This is a genomic window from Microbacterium marinum (assembly GCF_014204835.1).
Lineage (GTDB): Bacteria > Actinomycetota > Actinomycetes > Actinomycetales > Microbacteriaceae > Microbacterium > Microbacterium marinum.
In genome coordinates this window covers 2,019,163-2,034,559 of the sequence record NZ_JACHMD010000001.1, presented here as the reverse complement: position 1 = coordinate 2,034,559, position 15,397 = coordinate 2,019,163, and the positions used below count along the sequence as shown (strand labels likewise).

Annotated in this window: 14 protein-coding genes; all 14 read left to right on the top strand. The window is 69.4% G+C overall.

What is annotated here, in order from left to right; all coding sequences use genetic code 11:
- The first annotated feature begins 18 nt into the window (after nt 1–18).
- The 14 genes from rpe to pyk all read left to right on the top strand — a co-directional run bounded on the left by rpe (nt 19) and on the right by pyk (nt 15,373).
- The gene (gene rpe / locus BKA24_RS10045; protein ID WP_343066067.1) at nt 19–687 is read left to right on the top strand and encodes a ribulose-phosphate 3-epimerase; all 669 of its coding nucleotides are present in this window, start codon (nt 19–21) and stop codon (nt 685–687) included.
- Nucleotides 688–736: 49 nt separating this feature from the next.
- Nucleotides 737–1,000, top strand: coding sequence for a phosphoribosyl-ATP diphosphatase (locus BKA24_RS10040; RefSeq protein WP_184217646.1), 264 nt, complete (start codon nt 737–739; stop codon nt 998–1,000).
- Nucleotides 1,001–1,046: 46 nt separating this feature from the next.
- The gene (hisG, locus tag BKA24_RS10035; protein ID WP_184217644.1) at nt 1,047–1,889 is read left to right on the top strand and encodes an ATP phosphoribosyltransferase; all 843 of its coding nucleotides are present in this window, start codon (nt 1,047–1,049) and stop codon (nt 1,887–1,889) included.
- A gap of 1 nt (nt 1,890) precedes the next feature.
- A complete protein-coding gene (gene hisF / locus BKA24_RS10030; protein WP_184217642.1) occupies nt 1,891–2,655 on the top strand; it encodes an imidazole glycerol phosphate synthase subunit HisF in 765 nt (254 codons plus the stop codon).
- The gene (hisI, locus tag BKA24_RS10025; protein ID WP_184217640.1) at nt 2,652–3,005 is read left to right on the top strand and encodes a phosphoribosyl-AMP cyclohydrolase; all 354 of its coding nucleotides are present in this window, start codon (nt 2,652–2,654) and stop codon (nt 3,003–3,005) included. The genes hisF and hisI overlap by 4 nt, the downstream gene beginning before the upstream one ends.
- Complete coding sequence (locus BKA24_RS10020) at nt 3,005–3,607, top strand: Trp biosynthesis-associated membrane protein (protein ID WP_184220685.1); 603 nt, start codon at nt 3,005–3,007, stop codon at nt 3,605–3,607. Before hisI ends, BKA24_RS10020 begins: the two co-directional genes overlap by 1 nt.
- A 115-nt stretch (nt 3,608–3,722) precedes the next feature.
- A complete protein-coding gene (locus tag BKA24_RS10015; protein WP_184217638.1) occupies nt 3,723–3,953 on the top strand; it encodes a DUF6704 family protein in 231 nt (76 codons plus the stop codon).
- A 1-nt stretch (nt 3,954) separates the two neighbouring features.
- On the top strand, nt 3,955–4,731 hold the full coding sequence (gene trpC, locus BKA24_RS10010; RefSeq protein ID WP_184217636.1) for an indole-3-glycerol phosphate synthase TrpC: 777 nt from the start codon (nt 3,955–3,957) through the stop codon (nt 4,729–4,731).
- Entirely contained in the window at nt 4,728–5,987 is a 1,260-nt protein-coding gene (gene trpB / locus BKA24_RS10005) for a tryptophan synthase subunit beta (RefSeq protein ID WP_184217634.1), read from the top strand. Before trpC ends, trpB begins: the two co-directional genes overlap by 4 nt.
- Nucleotides 5,984–6,778: a tryptophan synthase subunit alpha gene (gene trpA, locus BKA24_RS10000; RefSeq protein ID WP_184217632.1), complete on the top strand. Its 795-nt coding sequence runs from the start codon at nt 5,984–5,986 to the stop codon at nt 6,776–6,778. The genes trpB and trpA overlap by 4 nt, the downstream gene beginning before the upstream one ends.
- Nucleotides 6,779–6,788: 10 nt before the next feature.
- A complete protein-coding gene (lgt, locus tag BKA24_RS09995) occupies nt 6,789–7,760 on the top strand; it encodes a prolipoprotein diacylglyceryl transferase (RefSeq protein WP_184217630.1) in 972 nt (323 codons plus the stop codon).
- 53 nt (nt 7,761–7,813) lie between these two features.
- On the top strand, nt 7,814–12,415 hold the full coding sequence (gltB, locus tag BKA24_RS09990) for a glutamate synthase large subunit (protein ID WP_184217628.1): 4,602 nt from the start codon (nt 7,814–7,816) through the stop codon (nt 12,413–12,415).
- Nucleotides 12,408–13,874, top strand: coding sequence for a glutamate synthase small subunit (locus tag BKA24_RS09985; RefSeq protein ID WP_184217626.1), 1,467 nt, complete (start codon nt 12,408–12,410; stop codon nt 13,872–13,874). The genes gltB and BKA24_RS09985 overlap by 8 nt, the downstream gene beginning before the upstream one ends.
- Nucleotides 13,875–13,924: 50 nt before the next feature.
- Nucleotides 13,925–15,373, top strand: coding sequence for a pyruvate kinase (gene pyk / locus BKA24_RS09980; RefSeq protein WP_184217624.1), 1,449 nt, complete (start codon nt 13,925–13,927; stop codon nt 15,371–15,373).
- The last annotated feature ends 24 nt before the right edge of the window (nt 15,374–15,397 follow it).

Genomic DNA, 15,397 nt, shown 5'->3' with positions numbered 1-15,397 from the left:
GCCTGCGATGATGGGCACGTGACCCGTGACGTGCGCATCAATCCGAGCATCCTCGCCGCCGATTTCGTCAACATGCAGGCCGAGCTCGCCCGCATCGCCACGGCGGACTTCGTCCACGTCGACGTCATGGACAACCACTTCGTGCCGAACCTCACGTTCGGACCGCAGATGGTCGAGCGCATCCAGGCGACCAGTCCGGTGCCCCTGGACGTGCACCTGATGATCACCGATGCCGACCGCAACGCCCCCACGTACGCGGAACTCGGAGCCGCCTCGGTCACGTTTCATCTCGAGGCGGCCGTCGACCCGATCGCGCTCGCCCGCCGCCTGCGATCCATCGGCGCGCGCGCCGGGGTCGCGGTGAAGCCGGCGACCCCGATCGAGCCGCTCTTCGACCACCTCGAGGAGTTCGATCAGATCCTCGTCATGACCGTCGAACCCGGCTTCGGCGGGCAGGGCTTCATGGCCGACCAGATGCCCAAGCTCCAGCGGCTGTCCGCCGAGGCGCGCCGGCGCGGCTCGCAGGTGTGGCTGCAGGTGGACGGGGGCATCGGCGAATCCACGATCTCCCAGGCAGCGGATGCCGGTGCCGACACCTTCGTCGCCGGGTCGGCCGTCTTCGGGGCCGGCGACCCGGGCGCCGCGATCGCCGCGCTGCGCGCGACCGCGGCATCCCACGTCCACTGAGCCCGTCACGCGGCGCCGAGCGGCGGCGAGAGCCCGGTACCCTGGGAGGGTGAAGACGTTCGACGGACTGTTCTCCGAACTCACCGCGACCGCGGCCGCACGCCCGGAAGGCTCGGGAACCGTCGCGCAGCTCGACCGCGGCGTCCACGCCATCGGCAAGAAGATCGTCGAAGAGGCCGCCGAGGTCTGGATGGCCGCCGAATACCAGTCCGACGCCGAGACGGCGGAGGAGATCTCGCAGCTGCTCTACCACCTGCAGGTGCTGATGCTCGCGAAGGGACTGACGCTCGAGGACGTGTACCGACATCTCTGATCGGTCCCTCCCGCCGTCCGCACACCTCCACACGGAAAGACGTTCCATGCTGCGCATCGCCGTCCCCAACAAGGGCATGCTCGCCGAGACCACGGCGGGGATGCTCGCCGAAGCCGGGTACACTGGCCGACGCGACCCGAAGGACCTCCACGTCATCGACCCCGTCAACGACGTCGAGTTCTTCTACCTCCGTCCCAAGGACATCGCGACCTACGTCGGCTCCGGCGCGCTCGACGTCGGGATCACCGGCCGCGACCTCCTGCTGGACGCCCGCATGCCCGGGGCTCGCGAGATCGAACAGCTCGGATTCGGCGGCTCGACGTTCCGCTTCGCCGGCCCTCCCGGACGCTTCACCGACCTCGCGGACCTCGACGGCCTGCGCGTCGCGACCGCCTACCCGGGCCTCGTCGACGGCTACCTCGACGAGCACGGCGTCGCCGTGGATCTCGTGCCTCTCGACGGCGCGGTGGAATCCGCCGTCCAGCTGGGTGTCGCCGACGCCGTCGCCGACGTGGTGTCGACGGGCACCACCCTCCGCCAGGCGGGTCTCGAGATCTTCGGCCCGGTCCTCCTCGAGTCCGAGGCGGTCCTCATCGGCGCACCCACGGAGGCGCCGGGGACCGAGACGCTCCTGCGTCGCCTGCGCGGCGTCATGGTCGCGCGACGGTACGTCCTCATCGACTACGACCTGCCGGCGCACCTCGTCGACCAGGCCGTAGCCCTCGCGCCAGGTATCGAATCGCCCACGATCTCCCCGCTCCGCGACCCCGAGTGGGTCGCCGTGCGGGTGATGAGCCCGCGCAAGACCGTGAACCAGGTCATGGACGCGCTCTACGAGATCGGCGCACGCGCGATCCTCGTGACCGCGATCCACAACGCGAGGCTCTGACGTGTCGCTGGTCTGCCGCGTGATCCCGTGTCTCGATGTGGCCGCGGGCAAGGTCGTCAAGGGCGTCAACTTCGAGAACCTGCGCGAGATGGGCGACCCCGTGCTCCTCGCCCGCCGCTACTACGAGCAGGGCGCGGACGAGATCACCTTCCTGGATGTGACGGCGACCGTCGACGAGCGCGCCACGACCTATGACGTGGTCCAGCGCACCGCGGAGCAGGTCTTCATCCCGCTCACCGTCGGCGGGGGAGTGCGCACATCCGACGACGTCGCCCGCCTCCTCGGCGTCGGCGCGGACAAGGTGGGGGTCAACTCGGCCGCCATCGCCCGGCCCGACCTGCTCGGCGAGATCGCCGACCGGTTCGGCGCGCAGGTGCTGGTGCTCTCGCTGGACGTGAAGCGCGCGCCCGGCGCACCCTCCGGCTTCGTCGTCACGACCCACGGAGGTCGCACGCTCACCGATCTCGACGCCGTCGCCTGGGCGCGGGAAGCCGTCGAACGCGGCGCCGGCGAGCTCCTCGTGAATTCGATCGATGCGGATGGGACGAAGGACGGCTTCGACCTGGAGCTCGTCGCTCTCATGCGGGAGGCGGCCTCGGTGCCGGTCATCGCGTCGGGTGGGGCGGGTGATCCCTCGCACTTCGCCCCCGCCGTGACGGCGGGGGCGGACGCCGTCCTGGCGGCATCCGTGTTCCACTCCGGCCAGCTCACCGTCGGAGACGTCAAGGCGGCGCTGGTCGCGGATGGGATCGAGGTGCGCCGATGAGCCGCACGATCGACGAGCGCATGTCGAGGGTCGTCTACAACGCCGACGGCCTGGTCCCGGCGATCATCCAGCAGCACGACACCGGCGAGGTGCTCATGCTGGGGTGGATGGATGCCGAGGCGCTTCGCCGCACGCTGACCGAGGGCCGAGTGACCTTCTGGTCCCGCTCGCGCGGCGAGTACTGGCGCAAGGGTGACACGTCCGGACACGCTCAGTTCGTCCGTGACGCGCGACTGGACTGCGATGGAGACACCCTGCTGATCGCCGTGGAGCAGGTCGGCGCCGCGTGTCACACCGGCGATCGGACGTGCTTCGACGCCGACGCCCTCGAACCCTTCGTGCTGACGTGATGGCCGATCCCGCGGCATCCCGACGTCGCCGACGGACGCTCGCCGTCCTGGCGATCCTCGTCGGCGGCGCGATCGGAATCATCGGATCCACCCAGCCGTGGCTGGACGTCGTCCTCCGCGACGGCGCCCAGCGGCATCTCTCGGTCGCCGGCGCCGACGCCGTGTCCGTGCTGGCGCCGTTGAGCCTCGCGGCCCTCGCTCTCGGACTTGCGCTGTCGATCGTGGGACGCGTGCTGCGGTACGTCTTCGGCGTCCTGGCCGTGGGCCTGGGCGTCGGGATGACCGCGGCGTCGCTGCGGATCGCGCTGGGGCGTCCGGTCGACGCGGTGATGTCGACGGTGACCGAGGCGACGGGCATCAGCGGTCTGGGGCCGGTGGCGCAGATCGTCGAGACGATCGCGACCACGCCGTGGCCGGCGGTCAACGCTGCCGCAGCGCTGCTGATCGTCCTCGGCGGCGTCCTCTGCCTCGTCACGGCGCACACCTGGCCGGGAAGCGGGCGCAAGTACCGTCAGGGCACCGTGGGTCGCGATGCCCGTCGCCCGCACGACGCCATCGATTCGTGGGACGACCTGTCCCGCGGCGAGGACCCGACGCGCTGAGCCGCGGCCGGGGGAGCGGGCGGGCTTCGCTAGACTGGGCTGAACGGCCGGTACTTCGAGGAGCGCGCCTCCCACGACACCGGCCGACATCGCGCTTCGCATCCGAAGGAGAACTATGAGCAACGACATCGGCGACCCCGGCCACGGACACTCCCCGGCAGCGTGGACGACCGTCGTCATCATGCTGGTGGCGGTGTCGCTCGGCACGCTGTTCTTCTTCCTCGACATGCCGATCCTCGTCTGGCTCTCGGTCGTCCTCCTGGTGCTGGGGCTCGTCGTCGGATTCGTGATGACCAAGGCCGGGTACGGCGTGGGCGGATCGAAGACGACCGTGAAGCAGCACTGACGTGCTCGCCGACCTGACGGCCGGCGCGGTGGAGGATGCGCGCGAGCGCGAGTCGAGGCGTCCCCTCGGCGAGGTCGAGAAGGCCGCCCTCGCACAGCGTCCTGCGCTCGACGCGCGCGCTGCGCTCGCTCCCGCCGACCGCGTGAAGATCATCGCCGAGGTGAAGCGGGCGAGCCCCTCGCGCGGCGACCTCGCCGCCATCACGGATCCCGCCCACCAGGCGCAGCAGTACGAGCGTGGAGGAGCCTCGGCGATCTCCGTCCTGACCGAGGAGCGCCGGTTCAAGGGGTCGCTCGCCGACCTCGAGGCCGTCCGGGCGGGCGTCGCTCTGCCCGTCCTCCGCAAGGACTTCATCGCGACGCCCTATCAGGTCCTCGAGGCCCGCGCCGCCGGTGCCGACCTGGTTCTGCTGATCGTCGCCGGGCTCGAGCAGCACCTGCTCGCCGAGCTCCACGATCTGGTTCTCGAGCTCGGGATGACCCCGCTCGTCGAGACGCATTCCTACGAGGAGCTGCAGCGCGCGATTGACATCGGCGCGGCGCTCGTCGGCGTCAACGCGCGGAACCTCTCGACGTTCGAGCTGGACCGAGACCTCTTCGGACGGCTGGCGGAGCACATTCCCGCCGGCACGATCAAGATCGCCGAATCGGCGGTGCTCCGTCCCGAAGACGTCACCCACTACCGTGCCGCGGGCGCCGACGTCGTCCTGGTCGGCGAAGCGCTCGTCACGGGCGATCCGGTATCCACCCTCGCGAGCTTCCTGGAGGCCGGAGCATGAGTCTTCGAGATGCCGCCGGCCCCTTCTTCGGGGACTTCGGCGGACGCTTCATGCCCGAATCGCTGATCGCGGCGATCGATGAGCTGACCGCCGAGTACGAGGCCGCCAAAGCCGACCCCGCCTTCGCCGCCGAGCTCCACCGCCTGCTGAACGTCTACGCCGGGCGTCCGTCGGCTCTGACCGAGGTCGCACGTTTCGCCGAGCACGCGGGCGGGGCGCGCGTCTTCCTCAAGCGCGAAGACCTGAACCACACCGGCTCGCACAAGATCAACAACGTCATCGGCCAGGCGCTGCTCACGAAGCGCCTCGGCAAGACCCGGGTCATCGCCGAGACCGGAGCCGGCCAGCACGGCGTCGCGACGGCGACGGCCGCCGCCCTGTTCGGCTTCGACTGCACGATCTACATGGGCGAGGTCGACACCGAGCGGCAGGCCCTCAACGTCGCGAGGATGCGCTTGCTGGGCGCCGAGGTCATCCCCGTCACGACGGGCTCTCGGACGCTGAAGGATGCCATCAACGAGGCCTACCGTGACTGGGTCGCATCCGTCGAGACGACCAACTACATCTTCGGCACCGCGGCGGGCCCGCACCCGTTCCCGGCGATGGTGCGCGACTTCCAGAAGGTGATCTCCGAGGAGGCGCGTCAGCAGCTCCTCGACGAGATCGGCCGTCTGCCGGATGCCGTCGTCGCGTGCGTCGGCGGCGGGTCGAACGCGATCGGCATGTTCGACGCGTTCCTCGACGACGAGGGCGTGAAGCTCTACGGTGTCGAGGCCGCCGGAGACGGCGTCGACACGCCCAAGCACGCGGCATCCATCGAACGGGGCCGTCCCGGCGTGCTGCACGGTGCCAAGACGTACGTGCTCCAAGACGAGGACGGGCAGACGGTGGAGTCGCACTCGATCTCGGCCGGACTCGACTACCCGGGCGTCGGCCCCGAGCACGCCTGGCTCGCCGACATCGGGCGCGCCGAGTACATCCCGGCGACCGACGGGGAGGCGATGGACGCGCTCCGCCTCCTCAGCCGCACCGAAGGCATCATCCCCGCGATCGAGTCCGCGCACGCCCTCGCCGGCGCCCTGCGGATCGGTCGTGAACTCGGCCCCGATGCCGTCATCGCCGTCAGCCTCTCGGGCCGCGGCGACAAGGACATGGACACCGCAGCGCGCTGGTTCGGTCTCTACGACGAAGGCGCGGAGCCCGTCGATGTCCCCGCCGACCCCGAACCCGGCAGCGGGGAAGGGGTGGAGCTGTGACCTCCCGCGTCGCCGCCGCCATCGCCGCGGCGAAGGAATCGGGTCGGGGGGCATTCGTCGGCTACCTGCCGATCGGGTACCCCGACCTGCAGACGAGCGTCGAGGCGGCCGTCACGCTCGCCGAAGCGGGCGCCGATGTCCTCGAGCTCGGACCGCCGTACTCCGACCCGGTGATGGACGGACTCGTCATCCAGGAGGCGACGCAGGCGGCCCTCGCGGCGGGTTTCCGTCTTCGTGACACCTTCACGGCGGTGAAGGCGATCACCGATCGCGTCGACGTGCCCGTCGTCGTGATGACCTACTGGAACCCGGTGATGCAGTACGGCGTCGACAGGTTCGCCGACGACCTGGTCGCCGCCGGCGGAGCGGGTCTGATCACGCCGGACATCACCCCGGATGCCGCGGCCGACTGGATCGCCGCATCGGAGCGGACCGGGCTCGACCGCATCTTCCTGGCCGCACCGACCTCGACCGATGAGCGGCTCGCGATGATCGCCGAAGCCTCGACGGGATTCGTGTACACGGTCTCGACGATGGGGATCACCGGTGAGCGTGCCGAACTGGATGCCGCCGCGCGCCACCTCGTGGACCGCCTGCGCGGCCACGGCGTGGAGAACGCGTGCGTCGGAATCGGCATCTCGACGCCCGATCAGGTCTCCGGCGTCCTCGACTATGCGGACGGCGCGATCGTGGGGACGGCCCTCGTCCGGGCTCTGCGCGACGGGGGACTCGACGGTCTCGCGGCGACCGCGGGTGAGCTCGCGGACGGCGCGCACCGTCCGGCGAAGTAGACTCGCCGTCGTGACTTCCGCCGCACTCTCCGTCTTCGCGAGCATCCCGAGCCCCGACGTCAGCTCCATCTCGCTGGGCCCGCTGACGATCTACTTCTACGCCCTGTGCATCCTCCTGGGGATCGTCGTGGCCACGCTCTGGACCAACCAGCGGCTCACGCGACGCGGCGCGGAGCCCTGGGTCGTCATCGACATCGCGCTCATCGCGGTACCCCTCGCGATCATCGGCGCCCGCATCTTCCACGTCGTGACCCACCCGGGGTTCTACTTCGGTGAGGACAAGGACTTCTGGGCGATCTTCCGGATCTGGGAGGGCGGGATCGCAATCTTCGGCGCCCTGATCGGCGGCGCGATCGGCGCGTGGCTCGGCTGCAAGTGGACCGGCATCCGGTTCTGGAGCTTCGCCGACGCGCTCGCACCGGGCCTCCTGCTCGCGCAGGCGCTCGGCCGCTTCGGGAACTGGTTCAACCAGGAGCTCTACGGTCTGCCGACCGACCTGCCGTGGGGCCTCGAGATCGACTACCCGAACGCCGCGTGGCCCGCGGGTCTGCCCGAGGGCACGCTGTTCCACCCGACGTTCCTCTACGAAGTCATCTGGAACGTGATGGGCGTGTGCGTCCTCGTATGGGCGGGTCGGCGCTTCGGGCTGCAGTGGGGCCGCCTGTTCGGCCTGTACCTCGCGTGGTACAGCGCGGGGCGCATCGTCTGGGAGTCGATCCGCATCGATCCGAGCGAGGTCTTCTTTGGTCTGCGCACCAACGTGTGGGCCGCGGTGTTCGGCGTCGTCGTGGGTCTGGCCATCTTCTTCGTGCAGCGGCGCCGTCACCTGGGAGCCGAACCGTCGCCGTATCAGCGCGGTCGCGAATGGAGCGCTCCGGGCGCTGTACAATCGCAAGAAGCCGATGACTTCGTCGACGTGAGCGCACCCCCCACGTCCGAGGCATCCTCCGACCAGGCCACAAGCTCAGTCACCACCCGATAGCACCGCAGGGCCGACGTCGTCCCAGGTTGAGCACCCATGTGAGGACGGTCCGCATGCCCTCGAGCTCGCGTCACGAATCCACCCGGACGATCGCACCCGCCGCGACTGGCGGCGCCTTCCCGCAGAAGCAGGGGATGTACAACCCTGCCTTCGAGAAGGACGCCTGTGGTCTGGCGATGGTCGCCACCCTCCGCGGCGAAGCCGGCCACGACATCGTCGACCTCGCCCTGACGGCACTCCGCAATCTCGAGCACCGAGGCGCCATCGGGTCGGACGCCGGCACCGGTGACGGCGCCGGCATCCTCACCCAGATGCCCGACGCCTTCCTGCGCGAGGTCGTGGAGTTCGACCTTCCGGCCGCGGGGGAGTACGCCGTCGGCCTCGCCTTCCTCCCGATCGAGCGCGACGAGCGCGACGCGCAGAAGGCCGCCATCGTGCGCATCGCGGAGTCGGAGGGGCTCACCGTCCTCGGATGGCGCGACGTCCCCACCGCGGACGACAACCTGGGCAAGCTCGCGTTCGACGCGCGCCCTGCTTTCGAGCAGCTCTTCGTCTCGCGGCCCGCCGTGGGCGATTCCCCCGCACTGTCCGGGATCCAGCTCGATCGGCGGGCCTACCGCCTGCGCAAGCGCGCCCAGCACGAGCTCGGCGCGTACTTCGTCTCGCTGTCCAGCCGCACACTCGGATACAAGGGCATGGTCACGACCCTTCAGCTCGAGCCGTTCTACCCCGACCTGCAGGACGAGCGCTTCACGACCGAGCTCGCTGTCGTCCACTCGCGGTACTCGACCAACACCTTTCCCTCCTGGCCGCTCGCGCAGCCGCTGCGCATGCTCGCCCACAACGGCGAGATCAACACCGTCAACGGCAACCGCAACTGGATGCGCGCCCGCCAGTCCCAGCTCGAATCCGAGCTCCTGGGCGACATCCGGCCGCTGCTGCCGATCTGCGTCGATGGACAGAGCGACTCGGCGTCGTTCGACGAGGTCCTCGAGCTCCTCAGCCTCACGGGCCGGAGCCTTCCGCACGCCATCATGATGATGGTGCCGGAGGCGTACGAGAAGCAGACCGACATGCCCGACGACCTGCGTGCCTTCTACGAGTACCACTCGATGCAGATGGAGCCGTGGGACGGTCCCGCCGCCCTCATCTTCACCGACGGCACCCTCGTCGGCGCAACCCTCGACCGCAACGGGCTCCGTCCCGGGCGGTGGACCGAGACCACCGACGGCATCGTGGTGATCGGCAGCGAGACCGGCGTGCTCGACTTCGAGCCCGAGCGCATCAAGCGCCGCGGGCGCCTGCGTCCCGGCCGCATGTTCCTGGTCGACACGGCCGCCGGCCGCATCGTCGAGGACGAGGAGATCAAGCGCGACCTCGCGACCATGTCGCCGTGGCAGGAATGGCTCGACGAGGGCCGCGTCCGGCTGCGGGATCTGCCCGAGCGTGAGCACATCGTGCACCCGATCGCTTCCATCACGCGCCGTCAGCGCACGTTCGGCTACACCGAGGAGGAGGTGCGCATCCTCCTGACCCCGATGGGGCAGGTGGGCGCGGAGCCGCTCGGCGCGATGGGGTCCGACACCCCGATCGCCGTCCTCAGCGAGCGCCCGCGCCTGCTGTTCGACTACTTCGTGCAGCAGTTCGCGCAGGTCACCAACCCGCCGCTGGACTCCATCCGCGAAGAGGTCGTCACGTCCCTCGGACTCGGGCTCGGCCCCGAGCGGAACCTCCTGGACTCGGGTCGCGACCACACTCGCGTCATCACCCTCGACTTCCCGGTCATCGACAACGACGAGCTCGCGAAGCTCCAGAACATCGACCGCGCTCTGCCTGGACGTCGGTCGGTGACCATCCGGGGTCTGTACCGGGCGGATGCCGGTGCCGACACGCTCCGGGACCGTCTGGACGAGATCTGCGCCGAGGTCGACGCGGCGATCGCCGACGGCGTCGAGTTCATCATCCTCAGTGACCGCGATTCCACGAAGGATCTCGTCCCGATCCCGTCGCTGCTGACGCTCTCGGCCGTCCACCACCACCTCATCCGTCGCGAGAACCGGATGAAGGTCGGCCTCGTGGTCGAGGCGGGCGACGTGCGCGAAGTGCACCACGTCGCGACGCTGATCGGCTATGGAGCATCGGCCGTCAACCCGTACCTCGCGATGGAGACGGCCGAGTACCTCGTCCGGGCCGGCTACATCACCGGCATCTCCCAGGAGAAAGCGGTGCGGAACCTGATCTACGCGCTCGGCAAGGGCGTGCTGAAGATCATGTCCAAGATGGGCATCTCCACGGTCTCGTCGTACGCGGGCGCCCAGGTGTTCGAGGCCGTGGGTCTGTCGCAGGAGTTCGTCGACACGTACTTCACGGGTACCGAGACGAAGCTCGGCGGCATCGGCATCGAGGAGATCGCCCGCGAGAACCGCGCCCGCCACGACTTCGCGTATCCCGAGGACCAGGCTGTGCGCGCGCACGAACGGCTGTGGACCGGTGGCGAGTACCAGTGGCGCCGTGACGGCGCACCGCACCTGTTCAACCCGGAGACGGTGTTCCGTCTCCAGCACGCGACGCGGACCCGCCGGTACGACATCTTCCGCGAGTACACGCAGATGGTCGACGAGCAGGCCTCCGACCTCAAGACCCTGCGCGGTCTCTTCCGCCTCAAGCAGGGCACCCGTCCGGCGGTCCCGATCGACGAGGTCGAGCCTGTCTCGTCGATCGTCAAGCGGTTCTCGACGGGTGCGATGAGCTACGGATCGATCTCGAAGGAAGCGCACGAGACGCTCGCGATCGCGATGAACCGACTGGGCGCCAAGTCGAACACCGGCGAGGGTGGCGAAGACGTGGAGCGTCTTCTCGACCCCGAGCGCCGCAGCGCGATCAAGCAGGTGGCCTCAGGCCGCTTCGGCGTGACGAGCATGTACCTCACCCACGCCGAGGACATCCAGATCAAGCTCGCGCAGGGTGCCAAGCCGGGGGAGGGCGGTCAGCTTCCCCCGGGGAAGGTCTACCCCTGGATCGCGCGCACCCGCGGGGGGACCCCGGGAGTGGGCCTGATCTCGCCGCCGCCGCACCACGACATCTACTCGATCGAGGACCTGAAGCAGCTGATCTTCGACGTGAAGCGTGCCAACCCGGCCGCGCGCGTGCACGTCAAGCTCGTCAGCCAGTCCGGCATCGGAGCGGTCGCTGCGGGCACCGCAAAGGCCCTCGCCGACGTGATCCTCGTCTCGGGGCACGACGGGGGAACGGGTGCCAGCCCGCTCAACTCGCTGAAGCACGCCGGAACGCCGTGGGAGCTCGGCCTCGCCGAGACCCAGCAGACGCTCATGATGAACGACATGCGCGGTCGCGTGGTCGTGCAGGCCGACGGTCAGCTCAAGACCGGACGTGACGTGCTCATCGCCGCACTTCTGGGCGCCGAGGAGTTCGGCTTCGCCACGAGCGCGCTCGTCGTGGAGGGCTGCATCATGATGCGTGTCTGCCACCTCGATACGTGCCCCGTGGGCGTCGCGACGCAGAACCCGGAGCTGCGCAAGCGCTTCACCGGCAAGCCGGAGTTCGTCGTCAACTTCATGGAGTTCATCGCCCAGGAGGTTCGCGAGTACCTCGCTGAGCTGGGCTTCCGGTCGATCGACGAGGCCGTGGGCCACACCGAGGTCCTCGACGTGCAGCCCGCGGTCGACCACTGGAAGGCGCACGGACTCGACCTGTCCCCGATCCTCGAAGGACCGGCGTTCGGCGAGGACGCACCGCGTCGTCACGTCCGTGACCAGGATCACGAGCTCGGCGAGCACTTCGACGTGGCGCTGCTCGAGCGTGCCCGCGACGTCGTGGAACACGGCGGTCACATCTCGATCGACCTGCCGGTGCGCAACACCGAGCGAGCCGTGGGCACCCTGCTCGGGCATCACGTCACGAAGGCGCACGGCGCGAACGGTCTGCCTGCCGGCACGATCGAGGTCAACCTGACCGGCTCGGCCGGCCAGTCCTTCGGCGCGTTCCTCCCCTCCGGCATCACCCTGCGTCTCGAAGGCGACTCGAACGACTATGTGGGCAAGGGTCTGTCCGGCGGCGAGATCGTCGTTCGGCCGCCCCGCGGCGCCGGGTTCGACGCGTCCGAGAACGTCATCGCAGGAAACGTCATCGGCTACGGCGCCACGCAGGGCTCGATGTTCCTCCGTGGAGTCGTCGGCGAGCGCTTCCTCGTCCGCAACTCCGGCGCGACCGCGGTCGTGGAGGGAGTGGGCGACCACGCCCTCGAGTACATGACGGGCGGTCTCGCCGTGATCCTGGGGCGGACCGGGCGGAACCTCGGCGCCGGCATGTCCGGTGGCAGCGCGTACGTCTACCGTCTCGACGAGAGCCTCATCAACCGCGAGGCGGTCGCGAGCGGCGAGCTCGTCCTCGAGGGCCTCGGCGCGGGCGATGTGGAGATCCTCCGCGATCTGCTCGAGCGCCACGTCGCCGAGACCGGCTCCGATCTGGCCGAGCGGCTCCTCGCCGATCTCGACACCGAAGCGGCGAACTTCACGCGGATCCTTCCGCGCGACTACGCCGCCGTTCTGAAAACCCGCCAGGAGGCGGTCGCGGAGGGGCTCGACCCCGACGGCGACGTCGTCTGGACACGCATCCTGGAGGTGACCGGTGGCTGATCCCAAGGGCTTCCTCAAAGTCACCGAGCGCGAGCTCCCGCCGCGCCGGCCCGTTCCCGTCCGCATCCTGGACTGGAAGGAGGTGTACGAGGCCGGAGATCAGGCCGTTCTGCGTCGGCAAGCCGGGCGCTGCATGGACTGCGGCATCCCGTTCTGCCACCAGGGCTGCCCGCTCGGGAACCTCATCCCGGAGTGGAACGACCTCACGTGGCGCGGCGAAGGCCGCGCGGCGATCGAGCGCCTTCACGCGACGAACAACTTCCCGGAGTTCACGGGGCGGCTCTGCCCTGCACCGTGCGAGAGCTCCTGCGTGCTCGGGATCAACCAGCCCGCGGTGACGATCAAGCAGATCGAGGTCTCCACGATCGACGAGGCGTTCGCGCACGGCTGGGTGGAGGCCGAACCTCCGGGCCGCCTCACCGGCAAGACCGTCGCCGTGGTCGGCTCCGGCCCCGCCGGGCTCGCCGCCGCACAGCAGCTGACGCGCGCGGGTCACACGGTCGCCGTCTACGAGCGCGACGACCGCATCGGCGGGCTCCTGCGCTACGGCATCCCCGATTTCAAGATGGAGAAGCGCCACCTCGAGTCGCGACTTCGCCAGATGCGCGACGAGGGCACTCGCTTCCGCGCCGGCGTGGAGATCGGCAAGGACCTGTCGTGGGCCGACCTGCGCGCGCGGTACGACGCCGTCGTCATCGCGACGGGCTCGACCGTTCCGCGTGACCTCGCCATCCCGGGCCGCGACCTGGACGGCGTGCACTTCGCGATGGAGTACCTCGTCGAGTCGAACAAGGCGGTCGCGGGCGACCAGGTGCCGCACCAGATCCACGCGGAAGGCAAGCACGTCGTCGTGATCGGCGGCGGCGACACCGGTGCCGACTGCATCGGCACCGCTCACCGCCAGGGCGCCATGAGCGTCACCAACCTGGCCATCGGCGCCCAGCCTCCGTCGGGTCGACCCGACCACCAGCCGTGGCCGATGGCGCCGACGCTGTTCGAGGTGCAGTCCGCACACGAAGAGGGCGGCGAGCGATCCTTCCTCGCCTCCACTGTCGAGTTCCTCGGCAACGAGGCAGGCGAGGTCCGAGCCCTGCGAGTGGCCGAGACCGAGTTCGTCGACGGCCGCCGCGTGCCCAAGAGCGGAACGGAGCGGGAGATCCCCGCCGACCTCGTCCTCATCGCGATGGGCTTCACCGGGCCCGAGCGTTCGACCCTCGAGCAGCAGCTCGGAGCGGTTTTCACGTCCCGCGGGAACGTGGAGCGCGCCGACGACTGGCAGTCCACCTCGGCGGGCGTGTTCGTGGCGGGCGACGCCGGCCGCGGACAGTCCCTCATCGTCTGGGCGATCGCGGAAGGTCGTGCGGCCGCCTCGGCGGTCGACGAGTACCTGATGGGATCGACCAACCTCCCGGCGCCGGTCCGACCGACCGACGTCGCGATCGGACTCCAGCACGCCTAGGCTGGGACCGTACACAGCCCCCCTCTAAGAAACCCGACGGAGCTACTTCTGTGAGACGCGCGAAGATCGTCGCCACTCTGGGTCCGGCCACCGAAAGCTATGAGATGGTCCGTGCGATCATCGACGCTGGTGTGGACGTCACCCGATTCAACCTCAGCCACGGCGATTACGCCGATCACGACGCCAGACTCGCCAACGTGCGCAAGGCGTCGGAGGATGCCGGCCGTGCCGTCGCCGTCCTCGTCGACCTGCAGGGACCCAAGATCCGCCTCGGGCGCTTCGCGGAAGGCCCGCACCAGCTGGCCGTCGGTGACGTCTTCAAGATCACGACCGAAGACATCCAGGGCACCAAGGAGATCGTCTCCACGACCTTCAAGGGGCTGCCGGCCGACGTCAAGCCGGGCGACTACCTGCTCATTGACGACGGCAAGGTCCGCGTGCAGGTCACCTCCGTCGACGGCCCCGTCGTCACGACCGAGGTGATCGTCGCCGGTCCCGTCTCGAACAACAAGGGCATCAACCTGCCGGGCGTCGCGGTGAACGTGCCCGCGCTGTCCGACAAGGACGAGGCCGACCTGCGGTGGGGTCTGCGCGCAGGCGCCGACATCATCGCGCTGTCGTTCGTGCGCAACGCAGCCGACGTCACCCGCGTGCACGAGATCATGGCTGAGGAGGGCCGCAAGGTTCCGGTCATCGCCAAGATCGAGAAGCCGCAGGCGGTGGACGCGCTCGAGGAGATCATCGACGCGTTCGACGGCATCATGGTCGCCCGCGGCGACCTCGGCGTCGAGCTTCCCCTCGAAGCGGTGCCGATCGTCCAGAAGCGCGCGGTGGAGCTGTGCCGCCGGATGGCGAAGCCCGTCATCGTCGCGACGCAGATGCTCGAGACGATGATCGACAACCCGGTGCCGACGCGCGCCGAGACCAGTGACGTCGCCAACGCCGTGCTCGATGGCGCGGATGCCGTGATGCTTTCCGGCGAGACCAGCGTGGGCAAGCACCCGGTCGGCGTCGTGGAGACGATGGCTCGGATCATCGACTCGACCGAAACCCACGGCCTGGAGCGCATCGCGCCGCTCACGACGAAGCCCCGCACGCAGGGCGGCGCCATCACCCTTGCCGCGCGCGAGGTGGCTGAGTTCGTCGAGGCGAAGTACGTCGCGATGTTCACCGAGTCTGGCGACACCGCCCGTCGGATGTCGCGACTGCGCTCCGAGATCCCCATGATCGCCTTCGCGACCGACCCGGCGATCCGTCGCCGGATGGCGCTGACCTGGGGCATCCAGTCGGCGCTCGTCGAGCCCGTCGAGCACACCGACCTCATGTTCCGCCAGGTCGACGACTTCTTCCTCGGAGCAGGACTGGCCGAGGTCGGCGACAAGGTCGTCGTGATCTCCGGGTCCCCTCCCGGAATCGAAGGGTCGACCAACGACATCCGCATCCACAAGATCGGCGACGCTGTCCATGGCAAGGCGCCGATCTACAAGGTCGAGCAGTAAGGCCGGAGCGGGCTTGAGGCGGGC